Source organism: Methylobacterium sp. J-043 (assembly GCF_022829505.1).
GTDB lineage: Bacteria > Pseudomonadota > Alphaproteobacteria > Rhizobiales > Beijerinckiaceae > Methylobacterium > Methylobacterium extorquens_A.
Map to the genome: position 1 here is coordinate 84,241 of NZ_JAKSYB010000037.1, position 18,934 is coordinate 103,174.

19 protein-coding genes are annotated in these 18,934 nt (G+C 69.7%); 10 read left to right on the forward strand and 9 right to left on the reverse strand.

Features of this window, described 5'->3' with window-relative positions:
- Positions 1-4: 4 nt before the first annotated feature.
- The 4 genes from MKK50_RS08395 to MKK50_RS08410 all read right to left on the reverse strand — a co-directional run bounded on the left by MKK50_RS08395 (position 5) and on the right by MKK50_RS08410 (position 5,352).
- Positions 5-397, reverse strand: a complete 393-nt coding sequence (locus MKK50_RS08395; RefSeq protein WP_253370131.1) for a response regulator — start codon at positions 395-397, stop codon at positions 5-7.
- 104 nt (positions 398-501) lie between these two features.
- Positions 502-3,273 (reverse strand): PAS domain S-box protein, encoded by a 2,772-nt coding sequence (locus tag MKK50_RS08400; RefSeq protein WP_499021709.1) that lies wholly within the window; start codon positions 3,271-3,273, stop codon positions 502-504.
- 225 nt (positions 3,274-3,498) lie between these two features.
- The gene (locus MKK50_RS08405; protein ID WP_253370127.1) at positions 3,499-4,260 is read right to left on the reverse strand and encodes a Crp/Fnr family transcriptional regulator; all 762 of its coding nucleotides are present in this window, start codon (positions 4,258-4,260) and stop codon (positions 3,499-3,501) included.
- Between the two features lie 240 nt (positions 4,261-4,500).
- Positions 4,501-5,352, reverse strand: a complete 852-nt coding sequence (locus MKK50_RS08410) for a glycoside hydrolase family 25 protein (protein WP_499021711.1) — start codon at positions 5,350-5,352, stop codon at positions 4,501-4,503.
- Between the two features lie 197 nt (positions 5,353-5,549).
- Here MKK50_RS08410 and MKK50_RS08415 point away from each other — a divergent pair, with 197 nt between their 5' ends.
- Positions 5,550-6,002 carry a DUF488 domain-containing protein gene (locus MKK50_RS08415; protein WP_499021714.1) on the forward strand — a complete coding sequence of 151 codons (453 nt, stop codon included), beginning with the start codon at positions 5,550-5,552 and terminating at the stop codon, positions 6,000-6,002.
- Between the two features lie 43 nt (positions 6,003-6,045).
- Here MKK50_RS08415 and MKK50_RS08420 read toward each other — a convergent pair whose 3' ends face one another.
- Positions 6,046-7,281, reverse strand: coding sequence for an FAD-dependent monooxygenase (locus tag MKK50_RS08420; protein WP_499021716.1), 1,236 nt, complete (start codon positions 7,279-7,281; stop codon positions 6,046-6,048).
- A 248-nt stretch (positions 7,282-7,529) separates the two neighbouring features.
- On the opposite strand from MKK50_RS08420, the gene MKK50_RS08425 reads away from it, so the two are divergent.
- From MKK50_RS08425 to pncA, 4 genes are all read left to right on the forward strand, one after another.
- Complete coding sequence (locus MKK50_RS08425) at positions 7,530-7,733, forward strand: hypothetical protein (RefSeq protein WP_253370120.1); 204 nt, start codon at positions 7,530-7,532, stop codon at positions 7,731-7,733.
- The gene (locus tag MKK50_RS08430; RefSeq protein WP_253370118.1) at positions 7,730-7,957 is read left to right on the forward strand and encodes a hypothetical protein; all 228 of its coding nucleotides are present in this window, start codon (positions 7,730-7,732) and stop codon (positions 7,955-7,957) included. The genes MKK50_RS08425 and MKK50_RS08430 overlap by 4 nt, the downstream gene beginning before the upstream one ends.
- Before the next feature lie 121 nt (positions 7,958-8,078).
- Positions 8,079-9,050: a quinone oxidoreductase family protein gene (locus MKK50_RS08435; RefSeq protein ID WP_253370116.1), complete on the forward strand. Its 972-nt coding sequence runs from the start codon at positions 8,079-8,081 to the stop codon at positions 9,048-9,050.
- 82 nt (positions 9,051-9,132) lie between these two features.
- Positions 9,133-9,759, forward strand: a complete 627-nt coding sequence (pncA, locus tag MKK50_RS08440) for a bifunctional nicotinamidase/pyrazinamidase (protein WP_499021717.1) — start codon at positions 9,133-9,135, stop codon at positions 9,757-9,759.
- 115 nt (positions 9,760-9,874) lie between these two features.
- Here the strand turns inward: pncA and MKK50_RS08445 are convergent, their stop codons facing one another.
- From MKK50_RS08445 to pabB, 3 genes are read right to left on the reverse strand one after another with little or no spacing between them, the layout of a single operon-like run.
- Positions 9,875-10,732: an aminotransferase class IV gene (locus MKK50_RS08445; RefSeq protein ID WP_499021718.1), complete on the reverse strand. Its 858-nt coding sequence runs from the start codon at positions 10,730-10,732 to the stop codon at positions 9,875-9,877.
- The gene (locus MKK50_RS08450) at positions 10,719-11,348 is read right to left on the reverse strand and encodes an anthranilate synthase component II (RefSeq protein ID WP_253370110.1); all 630 of its coding nucleotides are present in this window, start codon (positions 11,346-11,348) and stop codon (positions 10,719-10,721) included. Before MKK50_RS08450 ends, MKK50_RS08445 begins: the two co-directional genes overlap by 14 nt.
- Positions 11,345-12,730: an aminodeoxychorismate synthase component I gene (gene pabB, locus MKK50_RS08455; RefSeq protein WP_499021720.1), complete on the reverse strand. Its 1,386-nt coding sequence runs from the start codon at positions 12,728-12,730 to the stop codon at positions 11,345-11,347. The genes MKK50_RS08450 and pabB overlap by 4 nt, the downstream gene beginning before the upstream one ends.
- A gap of 466 nt (positions 12,731-13,196) precedes the next feature.
- Between pabB and rimO the strand changes: the two genes are divergently transcribed.
- From rimO to MKK50_RS08475, 4 genes are all read left to right on the forward strand, one after another.
- Positions 13,197-14,543: a 30S ribosomal protein S12 methylthiotransferase RimO gene (gene rimO, locus MKK50_RS08460; protein WP_499021721.1), complete on the forward strand. Its 1,347-nt coding sequence runs from the start codon at positions 13,197-13,199 to the stop codon at positions 14,541-14,543.
- Between the two features lie 69 nt (positions 14,544-14,612).
- Positions 14,613-14,798 (forward strand): hypothetical protein, encoded by a 186-nt coding sequence (locus tag MKK50_RS08465; protein ID WP_499021722.1) that lies wholly within the window; start codon positions 14,613-14,615, stop codon positions 14,796-14,798.
- 10 nt (positions 14,799-14,808) lie between these two features.
- Positions 14,809-15,231 (forward strand): DoxX family protein, encoded by a 423-nt coding sequence (locus MKK50_RS08470; protein ID WP_499021723.1) that lies wholly within the window; start codon positions 14,809-14,811, stop codon positions 15,229-15,231.
- A gap of 111 nt (positions 15,232-15,342) precedes the next feature.
- A complete protein-coding gene (locus tag MKK50_RS08475) occupies positions 15,343-15,510 on the forward strand; it encodes a hypothetical protein (RefSeq protein ID WP_253370101.1) in 168 nt (55 codons plus the stop codon).
- 138 nt (positions 15,511-15,648) lie between these two features.
- Here MKK50_RS08475 and mazG read toward each other — a convergent pair whose 3' ends face one another.
- Positions 15,649-16,479, reverse strand: a complete 831-nt coding sequence (gene mazG, locus MKK50_RS08480; RefSeq protein ID WP_499021729.1) for a nucleoside triphosphate pyrophosphohydrolase — start codon at positions 16,477-16,479, stop codon at positions 15,649-15,651.
- Between the two features lie 765 nt (positions 16,480-17,244).
- Between mazG and MKK50_RS08485 the strand changes: the two genes are divergently transcribed.
- A complete protein-coding gene (locus tag MKK50_RS08485; RefSeq protein WP_253370099.1) occupies positions 17,245-18,342 on the forward strand; it encodes a replication protein RepA in 1,098 nt (365 codons plus the stop codon).
- Positions 18,343-18,934: the final 592 nt, after the last annotated feature.

Sequence of the window (18,934 nt, forward strand, 5' to 3'; positions counted from 1 at the left end):
CCGCTCACGCGCAGAACGGCTCCAGCGCCTCCCGCGCGAGGGCCGGCGTGAGGGGCTTGGCAGCGAAGCGAACGCCCTCGGGCAGCGTGCCGGGGTCGGGGGAGGGACCGGCCGAGAGGGCGATGAGGGCGAGGTCCGGCCGGTGCCGGGCGATCTCGCAGGTCAGGGCGAACCGCGCCTCGGACCCCGGCAGGTCGGCATCGACGACGACGAGGCGCAGCCCCGCGTGGCGCTCGATCTGGAGGAGCGCGCTCTGCGCACTCCAGGCCTCCAGCACCTCGAAGCCCGTCTCCGCCAGACGGTCCGCCGTTTTGATGCGCGAGGCGGTTTCGCTTTCCACGACAAGAGCCAGCGGCCGCCCGGCGCCATGCAGGGCAGGAGGAACGGGCAGATCCATTGAAACTTCCCGGATGTCCTTGAAGCGCGCCTGTGAGCGTGCCTGGGCGTCCTGCCGACAAGCGGCGAGCGGCCGGTTCGTTGCCCCCGAAGTCGCCTTTGGCGCTATTCTTTTTCGAGAAGACCCTTCAGGGGGGCTCGGATCAGGCAGGTCACCCCCTCGCGCGCGTAGATCATTTGCGTTTCGCCGCCGACCGCCCCCGAGAATCCGCGCTCGATCAGCCGCGAACCGAAGCCCTTGCGGGTGGGCGCGGCGACCGGCGGCCCGCCGGTCTCGGTCCAGGTCAGCGTCACGACTGGCTGGATCTCCCGCGCGTCTTCCGGCCAACGGGCCCGCGCGACGCTCCAATCCACGCCGACGCGCCCGCCCGGCACCGAGAAGGCGCCGTACTTGGCGGCATTGGTGGCGAGTTCGTGGATCATCAGCGCCAGCGACAGGGCGGCCTTCGGCCCGACATCCAGGGCCGGGCCGGACAGGTGGATGCGGCCGGGCTCGCCGTCGTCGTGGATGGTGAGCGCGCCGGCGATCACAGCCGCCAGCGCTGCCCCCTCGCCCTCCCCCGAGAGCAGGATGTCGTGCGCCTTGCCGAGCGCCACCAGCCGGGCCACCAGCGCGTCCTTCACCGAGGCGATGTCGGTCGCGTTGCGCAGCGTCTGCGAGGCGATGGCCTGGGCCATGGTCAGGGTGTTCTTGAGCCGGTGGCTGAGCTCGCGGTTGAGGAAGCGCTGCTGCTCCTCGGCCTGGATGCGGGCGAGCGCCACGGAGATCCGACCGGCCACCTCGCGGACGAAATCGACCTCGCCCGCGTCCCAGGCCCGAGGCTTGGCGGCATGGGCATAGACGAGGCCGACGAGGTCGCCCCGCCGCGTCAGGGGCACGCCGACCAGCGCACGGGCGCCGGCCGCCGCATAGCCGCCCGCATCCGGCGCGAGGTTCGGTTCGGCGGCCAGATCGGGCACGGCCAGGATCTCGCCACGGCGCAGCCGCGCGAGCATGGCCGGAAACGGCGCTGGGCTCACCGTACCGTCCGGTCTCTCTTGCCCGATCGCGAAGCCGCCGACGGTGGCATCGATGGTCGCGTAGCCTGCATCCGAGAGGTCAAGGGTACGCCTGAGGATTTGGGCCGCGATCCCACCGATCTCGGCAGGGCTGGCGGCGTCGCGCAATGTGTCGCCGAGTTCGATCAGCGCCGTCTGGCGTGCCTCGGCCGCCTTCTCCGCCGTGATGTCCTCAATCATCGCCGTGGCCTGGAACGCCTCGCCGCGCGCCTGCGAGACGAGGTTGACCCGAGCCCAGATCAGGCGCCCGTCCTTGCGGCGGTAGCGCTTCTCCAGGGTCTCGCGCACGATCTCGCCCGCGGCGAGCCGGCGGTGCAGCCGGTCGCGCTCCGCCGCCTCCGCCTCCGGCGTCCACTTGGCGACGGAATGGCCGACGATGTCGGATTCCTCCGCCCCCCAGATCGCACAGAGCTTGGCGTTGGCCTCCAGCGCGACCATGGTGCGCGGATCGATCTGCACGATGCCGACATTGGCGCCCTCGACCACCGCCCGGAGCTGGGCGGCGACGCGGTTGCGCTCGGTCAGGTCCAGCATGGCGCCGATCATGCGCAGCGGCGTGCCGTCGGCCCCGCGCACCATCGAGCCGCGGTCGAGCACGTCGGCGTAGGCACCGTCGGCGCGGCGGAAGCGGTATTCGTGGTGCCATTCATGCCCGCCGCCGCCGATGACGCGGCGGATGCCCGCCTCGACGCGGGCGCGATCCTCGGCGTGGACGTGGTCGAGCCACCATCGGCCGGTCGGCTCGACCGCCTCCGGCGCCCAGCCATAGGCGGCCTGCAGGGCCTCGTTCCACAGAACGTGGTCGGCGACGAGGTCCCAGTCCCAGATCGCGTCGTTGGTGGCGCGGGTAACGAGGCGGTAGCGCTCCTCGGTGGCGGCGACGGTGACCTGCGCCATGCGCTCGGCGGTGATGTCGCGCACGGTGCCGACGAAGCGCCGCGCCCGCCCGCCCTCGACGACGAGGGTGCCGCGGGCCGCGACCCAGGCGCAGAGCCTGCCGTCGCCCGAGACCGTGCGATAGGTGGCATCGAGCAGGCCGGGCCCGGCGGGGTCGAGGGCCGCCTGCACGGCGGCATCGGTGCGGGCCCGGTCCTCGGGGTGGAGGCGGGCGAGGAAGGTGCCGGCATAGCTTACGGCCTCGTCCGGCCCGACCCCGAACAGGGCGCGGGTCCGCCCGTCCCAGTCGAGTGTTCCTGTCACGAGGTCGTAGTCGAAGATGCCGGCACCGGCCGCCTCGATCGCGAGCCGCAGGCGGAACTCGCTGTCGGCCAAGGCCGCGGCCTCGATCTTCCGGGCGGCGATGCCCCGGCGCAGTTCGAGCTGCGTCATCACCGTGCGGGCGAGGGCTTCGAGGCCTGCGGCCTGGGCAGCGCTCAGACCCTCCGGCCGGGGCACGGTATCGAGCACGCACAGGGTGCCGATCGCCACATCCTCGGGCGTCGTCAGGGAGGCGCCGGCATAGAACCGTATGCCGGGCTCGCCCGTGACCAGCGGGTTGGCACAGGTACGCGGGTCGGCCGCGAGATCGGGAATGACCAGGAGGCCGCCCTGGGCCAGGGCGTGAACGCAGACCGAGCGGTCGAGCCCGGTCTCGCCGGGGGTAAAGCCGAGCCGCGCCTTGAACCATTGCCGGTCGTCCGTCACCAGGCTGACGAGGGCGGTCGGCGTCGCGCAGAGTTGAGCGGCCAAAGCCACGGCATCGTCGAACGCGACCTCGGCGGGCGTGTCGAGGATGTCGTACCGGGCCAGTGCGGCCAGCCGCTCAGCCTGTACGCCGGCCTCACCGGATGCTGGACAATCGTCGGGCGGTCGGCTCATGGACGGACCCGGCAAGGGCGAACCCGGCGCCCTTCTTCCGGAGCCGCCTGACGCGGCCCGCCATCTGGACAGGCGCTATGGTGCCCCGGTGACGTGTCGGGCACAAGACACCTGCCGGGATCGTCGTTCTCCCCGATGGATAATCCGAGGTGTCCGGCTGGCTCGGGGGCGACCGATCGCATCGTCTTTGTCCGAAAGCTGGGATCCACCTTGGGGGACGATGCCCTACTCGGGCGGCTCGATCGCGATGAGCCGCCCGCTCGGGCTATAGACCGCCCCGAGCACGGTCTCGTAATGGCGCTTGACGCAGGCATGGCACTCGCAGGCGACCTCCTCGATCGCCGCCCGGTTGACGACGGTGATGCGCCCGCGCCCGACCTCGATCAGCCCCTGCTGCTGGAGCATCCGCAGGATGCGGGTGAGATAGGTGCGCTGCACGCCGAGCATCGCGGCGAGCGATTCCTGGGTGATCGGCAGAACGTTGCTGTCGAGCCGGTCCTGAAGCGTCAGGAGCCAGCGCAGGCAGCGCTCCTCGATCGGGTGGAGAGCGTTGCAGGCGACCGATTGCAGCACCTGCGCCAGCAGGCAGTCGGAGTAGCGGGTGAACAGGTTGCGCAGGGCTTCCGAGCGCCGCTTGACCTCTTGGAGCCGCGCCGATTCCATCCGCAGCACCGGGCCGGCGATCTGGATCAGGGCATGGGTCGAGGCCGGCAGGCCGCCATTGCTGACCACGCCCCCCACCGCGCCCTCGCGGCCGATCGTGGCAGTCTCGGCGCTGCGCCCGTCGATCATCGAGATCAACAGGGTGACGACGGTCTGATCGAGGGGGAAGGTGATGAAATCCACCTCGCGGCCGGCGGCGAACAGCGTCTCGCCGCGCTGGTATTCCAGCCGCTCCAGATCGGGCAGGAGCAGGCCGCGATCCTCAGGACTCAGACAGTTCAGGAGCAGATTGCCTTCGAAGCAGCGCTCTGTGGCCGAAGGCATGTAAAACTCGAAGTCCGTCTTGTCGCCGAGCCGGCTCCTAGCGCAAGGTTTGCCGCGCAGTCTGTCTACAAGTAGACAGATCCGCAGTCGAGCACAAAAAAATCCAGGTGACAGCCAGGTCGTATCGTGTGCCCGCACAAAAGCGTGCAGAAAAGCAACACAACACAGGTTATTTCAATCTGGGAGCCGCCTCCGTGATCAGCGGCTCCGTCCGTTCCCTGCTTCGACCGGCTTATCCGGCTACTTGCCGGCGCAGAGGCCCTGGCTCGACAGGCGCCGATGCTCGCGCGGATCGCAATCGGTGGCGAGGAACGAGGCCCACTCGGTCGGGCTGCCGTAGAAGGCGTTGCGATCGACGTCGCCGCGCACGCCGGGCACGCGGCCGGTGGAGGTGAACTGCCAGAGCATCCACTTGCGGTTGGCGTAGCGCTGCTCGGGCTCGGCCGCCGTGGAGCGGACCCAGTGGGGGTAATCGGGCAGCTCGTCTTCCAGCACGTCCTTGTGGAAGGTGATGTCCGTATAGATGATCGGCCGCTTGCCGGTATAGGCCTCCATCTCGTCCAGCATGTAGCGGATCATCGACAGCGCCTGGGCCTTGGGCAGCTTCTTCGGGCACTTGGCCGAGTGGCCGTTCCACTCCACGTCGAGCACCGGGGGCAGGGCGGTCGGGTCGTTCGGCACGTTGCGCTTGAACCACGCCATCTGGTCCTCGGCCGAGCGGCACCAGAACACGAAGTGGTAGGCGCCCCGCGGCACGCCGGCCCGGCCCGCGCCGTCCCAGTTCTCGAGGAAGCGCTCGTCGACGTGGTCGCCGCCCTCGGTCGCCTTGATGTAGGCGAACTGCGTGCCGGCCGACTTGACCGAGGCCCAGTTGATCGGCCCCTGCCATTTCGAGATGTCGATGCCCTGAATCGGGTGGCCCTTGGCCCGCGCGACGCCGGGATGGGGCTTGGCATCGCCCTTGGTAGGATAGAAGTCGTTCTGCGCGGCGCAGGCCGCGAGCCCGGAGAGCATCAGCGCGGCGAGCCCGCGCTTGAGCCATCCGCGCGGAGCCGGTGCGGGCCTCGAGGAAATTTCGGTGTCCAGCGACATCGACGGCCCGCCACTTCTTGCGTGCGACTTCAATGGGTATTCGATGCCCTTGATCCGGTTAACAGAACTTTGCTGGCATTGCGGCGGAATTCCGGAAGGCGTTGCGCCACAGGCACATACGGGCCGCGGACGCTATCCGGAGAACGGGTGCGCTCCATCTAAAACCTTGTCGATCCTGAATTTTCCCTGAGCCGGCGATGCGCAAGACTCTGTTCACCATCGGATACGAAGGCCTGACGCCGGAGCGCCTGCACGCGGCCCTGAAGGCGGCGGACGTGTCCCTGCTCGCCGACGTGCGGGCGGTGGCCAACTCGCGCAAGCGCGGCTTCTCGAAGGGCTCGCTGAAGGCGGGGCTCACGGAAGCCGGGCTCGGCTATGCGCATTTCCGCAGTCTCGGCACGCCGAAATCCGGCCGCGAGGCGGCCCGCGCCGACGATGCCGGGCTGATGCGCCGAATCTATTGCGAAGAGGTGCTCGACACCGCCGATGGCGGGCTTGCCCTCGACGCCTTGGCGGACCTCGCTGCCGAGCGACCGATCTGCCTGCTCTGCTTCGAGCGCGATCCGGCCCGCTGCCACCGTCGCGTGATCGCCGAGCGGCTGGCCCCGCGCGGCTTCGAGACGATCGATCTCTACGGCGATTTTCTGTGATGTTCTGAGGGCTTGCGCGCCCGCCCCGAAACTCCAAAAGGAATCAGCGCATCAGGCTCGGCGCGCCGAGGCGCGGCTGCACGCCCTCGCGCATGACGATGCGCCGTAGGGGCGGGATCGCGCCGAGCACCACGAGGCCGAGGCCCCGCAGGGCATCGACCGGCAGGAAATCGGTGAGCAGCGAGCGGTTGAGCCAATCCACCGCCGCCCCGCGCAGGCGCGCATCGAAGCCCCGGGTGCGTGCGAACCCCGCAAGCGAGGCCGGCGCGCCCGGGTCGCGGTTCGCCTCCTGAGCGGAGAACACCGCATCCCGCAGGGCCGCCGCGTCGCGCAGGCCGAGATTGAGCCCCTGCGCCCCGATCGGCGGGAAGACGTGGGCGGCCTCGCCGATCAGGGCGAGACGGTCGGCCACCGGCCGCTCCACCGAGAGGCCGCGCATCGGCACGAGGCCGCGTGGGCCGTCGATCCGCATGGCGCCGAGCATCGAGCGGGCCTGATGCTCCACCGCGGCGGCGAGATCGGCATCGTCGAGCCCCGAGAGCCGCTTGGCCGCCCGCTCCGCCGTGACCCAGACGAGGCTGGAGCGGTGGCCGCCGGGCAGCGGCACCAGGGTGAAGGGTCCGTTGCGGGTATGGAATTCGGTGGAGATGTCGCGGTGGGGCCGCTCGTGGGCGAGCAGGGTGGTGAGCGCCGCCTGCGGGTAGGACCATTCGCGGGTGCGCAAGGCAGACGCCGCCCGCAGCGGCGAGCGCCCCCCGTCGGCGCCCACGACGAGCTGCACCGTCAGCCGGCGCCCGTCCTCCAGGTCCAGTACCGCGGCGCCTTGTTCGAGGCGCATGCCGGTCGAGTCCGCCTCGAACAGGGTCAGGCCCGGCGTGGTGCGGGCCTGACTCCGGAGGGTCTCGACGAGGCGGGCGCTCTCGACGTTCCAGCCGAAGGCGTCGAGGCCGATCTCCGCGGCCGAGAAGCGGGCGGGCGGCGGCCGGAACAGGCTGCCAGTGTCGTCGATGATCTGAAGTTCGGCCAGCGGACTCGCATGCGGCGCGATCTCGGCCCACGCGCCGAGCACCGTGAGGAAGCGCACCGAGCCGTCGAGCAAGGCCACGGTGCGCCCGTCCGCCACCGGCGCGTGACGCCCGACGAGCGCGGTCTCCACCCCGTCGCGGGCGAGCGCCAGGGCGGCGGCGAGGCCTGCCGCCCCGGCGCCCACCACCGCCACGGTGAAGCGTGGCGACGCGGCGGAGGGGTGGGCGGGGGACGTCTGCACCGGGACCGTCACGACGGGAGACTCCTTGAAGCGCCCTCACAGCGAGGATCGAAGGCCAGCCTCCTACAGAGGTGCGGCCGGCGTGGGGTCAAGTGCGGCGGAAGGGTGCGAGAGCGACCCGGCGTTCAAGCGCGGCCGATCGAATTGAAATGAAACCAAATCCACCGCCCGGCATTGCCAACTTATGTTGAGAGAACTGCGCGGTCTCGCCGCACGCTCTCTAGGACAGAACCATCATTGACGTCCGAGGGGGGCGTTCCATGAAGCCATTCATCACCTCGCAGCCGGAGTCCGAGCGGACACGGCTCGATTCGTCCCTCGATCCCGTACTTTCGGGGGTTGCGCGCGGGCTCGCGCGGCTGTTTCCACCCGTCCAGAATGTCAGGCCGCCGCGCGACGGGAGCACCATCGCCACCGCCTCCGGGTCGGACAGCGCGGCCGGCAGGCAGCGCGGCCACGGATGATGAGGCCCGAACTGGTCGAGCAGCACATCGCGGCAATGACCACGGCCAGCACCAACCTGCTGCGTCAGATGGAAGACGAGGGCCTGCGCTACCGTGTCATCGTGCGCCCGGAGGACACCGCCACCCTGCACGTCCACGTGCGCGAACTGACGCCCGACCTCACGGAGCGCATCGAGCGCTGCCTCGCGGGCATGGGTATGCAGGTCGCGATCCGGGAGGCGTAACGGGCGGCAGACGCGCCCCTGTGGCCGGTGTCCTTCGGGCATAAGCCCCGCGAGGGACTTGCCTCGATCCGCCGGGCCGATATCTCGCCTGGAGTTCGAGACGGGAACGCGGGAGAACGCGATGAAAGCGATCCGAGTGCACGCCTACGGTGGGCCGGAGGCGATGGTCTACGAGGACGTGCCCTCGCCCGAGCCGGGGCCGGGCCAGATCCGCGTCCGCCAGACCGCTATCGGCGTCAACTTCATCGACATCTACTTCCGCTCCGGCGCCTACAAGGCGCCCTCGCTCCCCTTCACCCTCGGCAAGGAAGGCGCGGGCGTGGTCGATGCGCTCGGCGAGGGCGTCAGCGATTTCCGCGTCGGCGAACGCGTCGCCTATGCGGGTGCCACCGGCACCTATGCCGAGGAAGTGGTGGTCGACACCAAGGGCGTCGTTCACGTTCCAGATTCGATTTCCGACGAGACCGCCGCGGCGATGATGCTGAAAGGCCTCACCGCGCAATACCTGCTGCGCCGGACCTATCGGGTGCAGCCCGGCGACACGATCCTGTTCCACGCCGCCGCCGGCGGTGTCGGCCTCATCGCCACGCAATGGGCCAAGCATCTCGGCGCCACCGTGATCGGCACCGTCGGCTCGGAGGAGAAGGCGCAGCTCGCCCGCGAGCACGGCTGCGACCACGTCATCCTCTATCGCGACGAGGATTTCGCGGCTCGGGTGAAGGAGATCACCGGGGGCAAGGGCGTGCCGGTGGTCTATGACGGCGTCGGCAAGGCGACCTTCCCCGCATCACTCGATTGCCTCTCCCCCTTCGGCATCTTCGCGAGCTTCGGTTCGTCCTCGGGGGCGATCGAGGCGTTCGACATCGGCATTCTCGCCGCCAAGGGCTCGCTCTACGCCACCCGCCCGACGCTCTTCACCCACATCGCCACCCGCGAGAGCCTCGACGCCAACGCCGCCGAGCTGTTCGAGGTGGTCGCGAGCGGCGCAGTGAAGATCCCGATCCACGCTCGGGCCAAGCTCGCTGACGCAGGCCAGGTGCACCGCGATCTCGCCGGGCGGCAGACGACCGGGACGACGGTGATGACGCCGTGATCCCCGTATCCTAGGACACAAGGATTCCGGGCCTCGCCCGGACCCACCAAGGGACTTGTCCCTTGGATCCCAGGGCTTGGCGATGAGACTGACCGAACACGACGTTCTGCTCGTCATCGACGTGCAGAACGATTTTCTGCCCGGCGGGGCGCTGGCCGTGCCCGACGGCGATGCCGTCATCGCCCCGGTCAACCGGCTGGCCGAGCGCGTGCCCCACGTCATCCTCACCCAGGATTGGCACCCGCCCGGACATGCCTCGTTCCACGGAAGCCATCCGGGTAAGGCACCCTTCGACACCACGGACCTGCACTACGGTGAACAGGTGCTCTGGCCGGAGCACTGCGTGCAGGGCACGCACGGGGCCGAGCTGTCCGCGGATCTGAGGACGGAGCGGGCCGAGCTGGTGATCCGCAAAGGCACTCACCCCGGCATCGACAGCTACTCGGCCTTCATGGAAGCCGATCGGCGGACCCGCACCGGGCTGGCCGGCTACCTCGCCGAGCGCGGCCTGACCCGCCTGTTCCTCGCCGGCCTCGCCACCGATTTCTGCGTGTTCTGGACCGCGCTGGATGCCCGCAAAGCCGGGTTCGAGGTCATCGTGGTCGAGGATGCCGTGCGCGGCATCGATCTCGACGGCTCGCTGGCGCGGGCCTGGGCGGCGATGAAAGGGGCAGGGGTCGGGCGCATCGCCAGCGCGGCGCTTGGCTGATCGGCTTCCGCTTATTCAAGCGGGGACCGTGTCAGCAAGCCCGCGCGGCGCCTGAGTGACGTCCAAATCCGCTATCCCGAAGGGATCAGCCGGATTTGAGTATGAGATCCCGGGATCAGGGGTCGAGGGCGTCCATCTCGACGCCGCACTCCGCCGCCACCGTCTCCCGCAAAGCTGCGCATAGGCTGCGGACCGTCCCGTGCCCGGCGCTGTCATAGGGTTGCGCACCGAGCGCCGTCACGGGGGCGAGCAGGCGCAGCGAGTTGGTGACGAACAGCGCCTCCGCCGCCGCCAGCTCCGAGGGGAGGAGAGGGCGCTCCTCGACCGCGATGCCGAGGCTCGGCGCAATCCTGGCAAGAAGCTCGGCCCGAACGATGCCCGGCAGGACGCCCTCCTCAAGCGGCGGCGTGACGAGCGTCTCCCCGAGAATCGCAAAAACATTGCCGGTGCCGGCGCAGGCCACGCGGCCCCGCGTGTTCAGGAACAGAGCCTCGTCGAAGCCTTGCGCCTGCGCCGCGCGGGCGGCGAGCACCGCATCGAGATAGCCGAGGGTCTTGAGGCGCGCGGCCGGTGAGGTCTCGTTGCGGGCGATGGGCGTGTGCGCCAGCCGCAAGGGTGCGAAGAAAAGGGCGGCGCGGGCCGGGGCGGCACTGCCGAACAGGAACGGGTTCGGCTCGGGCGGAGGCGCCAGCCCGCGCGGACCGGGGCCACGGGTCAGCGTGGTGCGGATCGCGGCGAGCGGCGCGGTGCCGGCCAGCGCGCGCATCGCCTGAACGATCTGCTCCCGCGCAACGCGGAAGCCGAGCGCTTCCGCAGCGGCGGCGAGGCGGGCGACATGGGCGGCCTCGAAAGCGACCTGGCCCTGGACGCCAAGCGCGGTGTCGAACACGCCGTCGCCGAGCAGCAGGCCACGGTCCCCCATGGCGAAGGGGAGGGTGCCGCCCTCGACCAGCCGTCCGTTAGACCACAGCATCGGCGAGCCTGTCCGTCGACTCCGACGCGCCCGCCTCCCGCCACGCGCGGGCCCCCTTCAGGAAGTTGGAAAACAGCGCGTGGCCGTTCTCGGTCAGCACCGATTCCGGGTGGAACTGGATGCCCCAGGTCGGGTGGCTACGGTGCGACAGCGCCATCACCTCGCCCTCCGCGGAGGCGGCATCGACCGTGAGGTGGCGCTCCATCTCCGGCGTCGGCGCCACGATCAGCGAGTGGTAGCGCCCCACCTGCATCGGCTGCGGCAACCCTTCGAACAGCCGCTCGCCGCGATGCCGGATTGGCGTGGCGTGGCCGTGGAGCGGGCGGCCCGCCCGCTCGACCCGGCCGCCGAAGGCCGCGCCGATCGCCTGATGCCCGAGGCAGACGCCGAGGATCGGCACCTCACCGGACAATTCGCGGATGGCCGGCAGGCTCACGCCGGCCTCCGCCGGGGTGCAGGGGCCGGGCGAGATCACCACCGCCTCGGGGTTCCGCGCGCGGATGCCGGCCACGTCGAGCGCGTCGTTGCGCACGACCTCGACGGTCTCGCCCAACTCCTCGAAGTAGCGCACCACGTTGAAGACGAAGGAATCGTAGTTGTCGACGACGAGGATCATGGCGCCTCCTCCTCGAAGGCCGCGAAGACGCGGGCCGCCTTGGTCAGCGTCTCCTCGTATTCGGGGCCGGGCTCGGAGAGCAGGGTCACGCCGCCGCCCGCCTGGAGCACGGCCTGTCGGCCGTCCATGAACACGGTGCGGATCGCGATCGAGGTGTCGAGGGAGCCGTCGAAGCCGAGCGCGCCGATCGCCCCGCAATAAAGCTCGCGCGCGTCCCCCTCGATCTCGGTGATGATGTCCATGGCCCTGAGCTTCGGCGCGCCGGTGATCGAGCCGCCGGGAAACGTCCTCTCGATGAGGTCGAGGGCGTCCGCGTCTTCGCGGAGCGTGCCCGTCACCACCGACACGAGATGGTGGATGCCGGCATAGGATTCCAGCCCGCACAGAGTCGGCACCCGCACGCTGCCCGGCTCGCACACCCGCGACAGGTCGTTGCGCAGCAGATCCACGATCATGATGTTCTCGGCCCGCTCCTTCGGGTTGGCCTGGAGCGCGGCGGCGATCTCGGCATCGCGGGCAGGATCGGGGTCGCGGGCCACGGTGCCCTTGATCGGCCGCGTCTCGACCGCCCGCCCCGCCAGCTTGAGGAAGCGCTCGGGCGAGGAGGAGGCCACGGTCAGCCCGTCGAAATCGAGATAGGCCCCGAAGGTCGCAGGATTCGTCTCGCGAAGCCGCCGGTAGAAGGCGAAGGCGTCGAAGCCCGGCGGCAGGTCGGCGGAGAAGCGCTGGGCGATGTTGGCCTGATAGATGTCGCCGGCGCGGATGTAATCGCGCACCTTTTCGACTGCCGTCTCATAGCCTTGCCGCGAGAAGTTCGTGTGCCATGTGAGCCGGGCGCCCGTCCATTCCGGCAGCGGCTCGGAGGGTGCGACGAGCCAATCGGCGAAGGCATCGAGCCGCGCCCGCGCCCGGGCCGCGCGAGCCGGTCCCTCGGCTTCGGGAAAGCCCGTGGCGATCAGCAGGCAGCTGCCGCGGCCGTGATCGACGGCGAGCAAGGTGTCGTAGAGGTTGAACGCGATGTCGTCGGTGAGCCCCGCCCGGCGCGCCGGGGCCGCGACCCGCTCCAGACTCGCGCCGAGATCGTAGGCGAAGTAGCCGATCGCCCCCGGCATGGCCGGCAGGTCGGGCCGGGGGGCCAGACGGTAGGGCGCGAGGCAGGCCCGCAACGCCGCGATGGGCGAGCCGGACACCGCGCGCCCGTCCAGGGTCGCACGGCCGTCGCGGTAACGAAACCGCGCGAACGGGTCGGCGGCCAGCACCGAGACGCGGCCGAGCGTATCGTGCCGCATGGCGCTGTCGAGGAAGGCGAGGCCGGGCAACCGGGCGAGCCGCGCCGCGGCTGCGACTGGGTCGATGAAGGGAATCTCGCGGGTCCAGACCATGGGCTCGGCCGTCGTGCCTCGTGCGGCGCTCGTTGGAGTTTACCCAAGGGCGCGCGGCCCCCGACAGTCAATCGTCCCCGCGTTCCGGTCTCGCGGACGGGGTATGCGCTGGCGCCTCGTGAAGAGCCAATCCTGTTTCTCAACAACGTACTGCAAGTCTCTGAAGTCAAATGACATCTGTGAGTAATAGGTGTGATCGCAACGCGGCCGTTCCGGCGCAGAATGTGACGCTGGACCACTCCGGCTGACGCTGCGCAATGATGGCTTGGGCCACCAGCGTCGTGATCGCAAGCGTCGGCGAGGCGATCCGGGCCACGCGATAACGGCCAGCCTCGCGGTGCGGCAAAACGGGAAGCGACCGGCCACGCTCGCAACCGCGCCCCAATGCCGTTATACCGGCGCATCCACCGCTCTCGATGCAGGACGCGCGGACCTCCGTTCCGGAGGGCCGCCCCAACGGGCCGTCATGACCGCAACCGCCTCTCCCTCGGACACCAAGGGCGCCGCCGCGCCGCGGATCTCGTTCGTGTCGCTGGGCTGCCCCAAGGCGCTCGTCGATTCCGAGCGCATCCTCACCCATCTGAGGGCCGAGGGCTACGAGCTGAGCCGCCGCCATGACGGGGCGGACGTGGTCATCGTCAACACCTGCGGCTTTCTCGACTCGGCCAAGGCCGAGTCGCTTCAGGCGATCGGCGAAGCCATGGCCGAGAACGGCCGGGTGATCGTGACGGGCTGCATGGGCGCGCAGCCGGAGGAGATCCGCGAGAAGTACCCGAACCTCTTGGCCGTCACCGGCCCCCAGGCCTACGAGTCGGTGGTCGCCGCGGTGCACGAGGCGGTGCCCCCCGCCCACGATCCGTTCCTCGACCTGATCCCGCCGCAGGGGGTCAAGCTCACCCCGCGCCACTACGCCTATCTGAAGATTTCCGAGGGCTGCAACAACCGCTGCACCTTCTGTATCATCCCGAGCTTACGCGGCGACCTCGTCAGCCGCCCGGCGGGCGACGTGCTGCGCGAGGCGGAAAAGCTCGTCAAAGCCGGGGTGAAGGAGTTGCTCGTCGTCTCTCAGGACACCTCGGCCTACGGCATCGACACGCGCTACGCGTCGAGCCCGTGGCGGGACCGGGAGGTGCGCGCCCGGTTCTACGATCTGGCCTCCGAACTCGGCGAACTCGGCGCCTGGGTGCGGCTGCACTACGTCTACCCCTACCCGCATGTCGACGAGGTCATCCCGCTGATGGCCGAGGGCAAGATCCTTCCCTATCTCGACATGCCGCTCCAGCACGCGAGCCCCTCGGTGCTCAAGCGCATGCGCCGGCCGGGCAACCAAGAGAAGCAGCTCGACCGCATCCGGCGCTGGCGCGAGATCTGCCCGGATCTCGCCATCCGCTCGACCTTCATCGTCGGCTTCCCCGGCGAGACCGATGCCGAGTTCGAGGAACTGCTCGATTGGATTCGCGAGGCCCGGCTCGAGCGCGTCGGCTGCTTCGAGTACGAGCCGGTCCGCGGCGCCACCGCCAACGATCTCGGCTTGTTGGTGCCGCCGGAGGTGAAGGCCGAGCGCAAGCGCCGTTTCATGGAGGCGCAGAGCCACGTCTCGCTGCGCTTGCAGCGGGCGAAGGTGGGCAAGCGCTTGTCAGTCATCATCGACGAGACGGGCCCGACCGGCGCGCGAGGCCGCTCCAAGGCCGACGCACCGGAGATCGACGGCAGCGTCCACGTCACGTCGCGCCGTCCCGTGCGGCCCGGCGACATCGTCACCGTGAAGATCGAGCGGGCCGACGCCTACGATCTGCACGGCATCGCGGTCTAGGGGCGGGGCGAACCGCCCCGCGCGCCGCACGTTGCCCCGTCACGATTCCACGCGAATGACGAGGCTGGCATGGCGGACGAGCAGCGCGACCAGAGCCACGGGGCCGCGGTCTCGCCCAAGGACCCGGCGACGGGCCGGCTGAAGTCGCAGGCAGGGCCGATGGACCGCGCCGGCACCGAGGCCGAGGAGGCCGCGCGCGGCAATTCTTCCGCCAGGGAGAACAAGCCGGACTCCGACGACGGCAAGTCCGCTTGAGCGTCCCGGGATGCGCGACGACCGCCGCTGGCTGCGCACCGGCCTGACCGGCCTCTACGGCTTCATCGGTGTCGTCCACCTCGCCGCCACCGAGCGCTTCCTGCCGATCATGCCGGGTTGGGTGCCCGTGCCCCGCCTCGTGGTGATCGGCACCGGCCTGTGCGAGATCGCGGGTGCGCTGGCGCTGTTCGTGCCGCGGCTGCGGCGGCTCGCCGGCATCATGCTGGCGCTCTACGCGGTCTGCGTGTTCCCGGCCAACATCAAGCAGGCGGTGGAGGGCATCGCCGTGCCGCCGATTCCCGACACGTGGTGGTATCACGGCCCCCGCCTCGCGCTTCAGCCGGTGATGGTGTGGTGGGCGCTCTACGCCGTCCACGTCATCGACTGGCCGTTCGCGGCACGAAAAACGGGCGATCCCAGGGTATCTCGTTAAGATTAACCCGGCCGCGCAAAAGGCTTTTCTCTGAGGAAAAGGCCCCCGGCGCGTATTGAAACGGACTGAATCGGTGGTCTTGGCCTGGCAACCCTGTCTAGGCTTGCGCCCATGCCGAAGAGCCGCGACTCGAACCCGACGAATCGCCCGCAAGACGGTGCCACACCGCCGGAGCAGGCGGCGGTCGAGCGCGCCCTGGAGCAGGTCTTGGAGCGCCTGAAGCCGAAGGCGCCGGAGCCGAAGGCCCCGAAGAAGGGCGGCCCGCGGGCGAAGGGCTGAGCCCCTGATCGAAGGTTTCGAAAGGACACGTCCTTTCGCGGGTGCAGGGTAGAGCCCTGCAAAGCGGCTTTGCCGATCTCAGGGCTCCGCCCTCAGAACCCGCCGAAGGGCCTGAGGCCCTTCGGGATCCCCTGAACCTCACGTCTTCTCGTCGCGCTTCACCGCCTGCCATGCGGCTTCCATCGCGGGGAGGGCGGTGTCCTCCAGGGCGTGGCCCTCGCTGGCGAGCCGGGCGGCCATGGCGGTGAAGCGGCGCTCGAACTTGAGGGTGCCGCGCCGCAGCGCCTCCTCCGGATCGACGCCGGCGTGACGGGCGAGGTTGGCGACCGAGAACAGCAGGTCGCCGATCTCCTCGAACACCGCCTCCGGCTCGCCCTTCTCCAAGCTCTCCTCGACCTCGTCGGCCTCCTCGCGCACCTTGGCCAGGACCTGGGCCGCGTCCGGCCAATCGAAGCCGACGCCCGCTGCCCGCTTCGAGATCCGGTCGGCCCGGGCGAGGGCGGGGAGGGCGCGCGAGACGCCGGCGAGCGGTCCCGCCGCTTCCGCTTTCCCGGCCGCCGCCTTTTCCGCGCGCTCCCGCGCCTTGATCGTCTCCCAGGCCGCCTTGATCGCTGCCGGGTCGGTCGGGCGCCGCTCGGGCGGCAGGAAACCTCCGGACGCGTCGAAGACGTGCGGGTGGCGCCGGATCAGCTTGGCGCAGATCGCCTCGGCGACGTCGTCGAAGCGGAAGGCGCCCTCCTCCTCCGCGATCCGCGCCTGGAACACGACCTGGAGCAGCAGATCGCCGAGTTCGTCGCGCAGATCGGCCCGGTCGCCGCGCTCGACCGCGTCGGCGACCTCGTAGGCTTCCTCGATCGTGTAGGGGACGATGCTGGCATAGCTCTGCTGCACGTCCCAGGCGCAGCCCCGTTCCGGATCGCGCAGGCGCGCCATCAGCGTCAGCAGCCTGTCGATCGGCGCCTCGTCCATCGCTCTCATCCCCCCATCCCGCAGGAAGCCCGGCCTCAGCCAAGCCACTGCTCATAGACCGTCCGCCGCTGCCGCGCAGTGCCGCGTCGCGGGCCCTCGATCGGGGAGAGAAGGGGCACAGCCTGTGCAAAATTCCGTTTATTCCCTTTGAAAAGAAGAGAAAAAGATCCCGTTCGGTTTGGCGAACGCAGCTCCACCCTCCCTAGGAAAGCTATCTGTTAAGGATTCTCAGCGAGTCAGTTCAGCAGGTTATAAGGGGGGCAGAAAAGTCGTGATCCGCCCGTGACTTGAGGCCCCTTCGCGCATGGAACTCTGCGCGGAACCGCATCGAACTCTGCGCGGCCTCGCATCGGATTCTGCGTGGGAGGCGGGGCCTGTCGCATCGGATTCTGCGTGGGCCCGTACCCGATTCAGCGTGCAAAACCGGTTTGGCCGGGGAAGAGCGGGGACAAGTCCGGGGCCGGGAGGCAGGCGAGGGGCGTATTGAACTCTGCGCGGGCGGATTCGAGCCGGCCGGCGGGCGTATGGAACTCTGCGTGTCCGAAATCGGCCCCGCTTCCGACCGCGGACGACGTGCCTGTGCAGGACTCGGGAGCCGAAGCGTGGATTCCCGGGAAAACTCCGAAAGGCCACGGGACTCCGCGGAGCTGAATCGTGACAGATCGGTTGCGGCCCTGAGGGTGCTTCCGACGATTCCGTCCGGAGCCCGCGGTCAGGTAAGGCGAACACGACGTGACACGCAGCGGGAGGCTTTGAGGGCAGGCGATGTCGGGGCTTGAGGCCAAGATCGCCGCGATCCGCGACCCGGATCTGCAGGCGGAGCTGGAGGCGGCGCGGGGCGGGTTCCTGTTCGCGCCGATCGTCGAGCACCTGCTGTTCCGCCAGCGCGAGCGCGATGCGGCCCGGGCGCAGGAGGGCGCGCAGGCCGAGGCCCGCGAGGCCATGGGCCGCGACCGCCGCCGCCGCGACGCCGTGCGCGAGGTGATCGAGAGCGAGCCGACGGGTCCGGAAAACCTCCAGCACCTGCACTCGGTGCTCGCGCTGTGCGGCCTGCCCTACCGCGATCCCGGCGACGCCCGCGACTTCGTGCGGGAATACGGCCGCAACTCGCTCAGCCTCTCGGCGGGACGCCTCAAGAACCCGATCACCGGCGAGATGGAGCTGCAGGGCCTGCCCTACGGCCCCAAGGCCCGGCTGGTGCTCCTGCATCTCTGCACCGAGGCGGTGCGCCAGAGGAGCCCCGTCATTGAGGTCGCCGACAGCCTCTCGGGCTTCATGAAGGCGATGGGGTTTGCCGTCACCGGGGGCGAGCGCGGCACCATCGGCGCCTTCAAGGAACAGCTCAACCGGCTCGCCGCCTGCTCGATGCAGCTCGGCCTGTGGGACGGGGAGGGACAGGCCTCGACCCTCAACGTGCCGCCCTTCCGCCAGCTCGAACTGTGGCGGCGCGGCGATGACGGCCTCGTCTGGCAGCGCACCGTCTCGTTCCATCAGGATTTCTACGATAGCCTGATCCGCCACGCCCTGCCGGTTGATATCCGCGCCGCGCGGGCCTTCTCCGGCTCGGCGCGCAAGCTCGACCTGCTGTTCTGGACCGGCTACCGCCTGCGCGCCCTGCAGCGCCCCCTGCGGCTGACCTGGGACAACCTGCACCGCCAGTTCGGCGCCGAGAATGCCAGCCTGCGCAGCTTCCGCCAGGCCTTCAAGGCGGATCTCGCCGGCCTGCTCGAGGTGTTCCCGCGGCTGCGGATCGACCTCGACGAGGGCGGCATGCTGCTCCACCCGGCCGATCCCGGCAGCCTGCTGGTGCCGCCCAAGGCCGCCCGCACCGCGCGCGCGACGGCGAGTGCAGCCCGCGCCTAACGGAATTTTCGGAACATCTTGATTTGGAATATTCCATATGCCCGCCGTCGTGGTGGGTACGGTACGGAATATCAAAAGTTTCAGGCAGGGAAGCCGACGGCCTCCACGCATGGGAACGGTCCATTCCGTCTTTGGGGCCGAATGACCTGCCCATTCCGAACCCCTGAAGGCTTCCCTCGCCGAGGTGTTGCGATCGCAGCCTCGAAACACGCCGCGACGCGTCTTCCTGAAGGGAGTTGGTCCGCGAACGGCCGTTCCTGCCAGCGTCAAGGCGGCGCGTTCGCTGGGCGCCGCAGCACGGGGAGCGTATCAGCAAGCCCGCGCGGCGCCTGAGGCGGGATCCCATCACGCCAGCGTGATGGGATCCCGCCGAAGCCCAAATCCGCCATCCCGAAGGGATCACCCCGATTTGGGCTGACCCCGGAAAACCGCGCTCAAACAGACGTCCATCGCGCGGGTTTAGCGCGCCCCCTCCATTCCGTGTTTCGAGCAGGATACGCCTTGGATGGAATAGAACGAACTCGCCTACCCGGTTGTTCCATGGCCTCTTCCCGTCGGAGAAATTCCCCTCGTTGGGAATGAACGATTAGGG

Excerpts from the sequence above, each read along its gene's own strand:
- MKK50_RS08485 (WP_253370099.1), top strand. The coding sequence starts at position 17,245 with ATGTCGGGGCTTGAGGCCAAGATCGCCGCGATCCGCGACCCGGATCTG.
- MKK50_RS08445 (WP_499021718.1), bottom strand. The coding sequence starts at position 10,732 with ATGCTGTGGTCTAACGGACGGCTGGTCGAGGGCGGCACCCTCCCCTTC.
- MKK50_RS08430 (WP_253370118.1), top strand. The coding sequence starts at position 7,730 with ATGATGAGGCCCGAACTGGTCGAGCAGCACATCGCGGCAATGACCACG.
- pabB (WP_499021720.1), bottom strand. The coding sequence starts at position 12,730 with ATGGTCTGGACCCGCGAGATTCCCTTCATCGACCCAGTCGCAGCCGCG.
- MKK50_RS08435 (WP_253370116.1), top strand. The coding sequence starts at position 8,079 with ATGAAAGCGATCCGAGTGCACGCCTACGGTGGGCCGGAGGCGATGGTC.
- mazG (WP_499021729.1), bottom strand. The coding sequence starts at position 16,479 with ATGGACGAGGCGCCGATCGACAGGCTGCTGACGCTGATGGCGCGCCTG.
- MKK50_RS08415 (WP_499021714.1), top strand. The coding sequence starts at position 5,550 with ATGCGCAAGACTCTGTTCACCATCGGATACGAAGGCCTGACGCCGGAG.
- MKK50_RS08395 (WP_253370131.1), bottom strand. The coding sequence starts at position 397 with ATGGATCTGCCCGTTCCTCCTGCCCTGCATGGCGCCGGGCGGCCGCTG.
- MKK50_RS08475 (WP_253370101.1), top strand. The coding sequence starts at position 15,343 with ATGCCGAAGAGCCGCGACTCGAACCCGACGAATCGCCCGCAAGACGGT.
- MKK50_RS08400 (WP_499021709.1), bottom strand. The coding sequence starts at position 3,273 with ATGAGCCGACCGCCCGACGATTGTCCAGCATCCGGTGAGGCCGGCGTA.
- MKK50_RS08465 (WP_499021722.1), top strand. The coding sequence starts at position 14,613 with ATGGCGGACGAGCAGCGCGACCAGAGCCACGGGGCCGCGGTCTCGCCC.
- rimO (WP_499021721.1), top strand. The coding sequence starts at position 13,197 with ATGACCGCAACCGCCTCTCCCTCGGACACCAAGGGCGCCGCCGCGCCG.
- MKK50_RS08450 (WP_253370110.1), bottom strand. The coding sequence starts at position 11,348 with ATGATCCTCGTCGTCGACAACTACGATTCCTTCGTCTTCAACGTGGTG.
- pncA (WP_499021717.1), top strand. The coding sequence starts at position 9,133 with ATGAGACTGACCGAACACGACGTTCTGCTCGTCATCGACGTGCAGAAC.
- MKK50_RS08425 (WP_253370120.1), top strand. The coding sequence starts at position 7,530 with ATGAAGCCATTCATCACCTCGCAGCCGGAGTCCGAGCGGACACGGCTC.
- MKK50_RS08405 (WP_253370127.1), bottom strand. The coding sequence starts at position 4,260 with ATGCCTTCGGCCACAGAGCGCTGCTTCGAAGGCAATCTGCTCCTGAAC.
- MKK50_RS08410 (WP_499021711.1), bottom strand. The coding sequence starts at position 5,352 with ATGTCGCTGGACACCGAAATTTCCTCGAGGCCCGCACCGGCTCCGCGC.
- MKK50_RS08470 (WP_499021723.1), top strand. The coding sequence starts at position 14,809 with ATGCGCGACGACCGCCGCTGGCTGCGCACCGGCCTGACCGGCCTCTAC.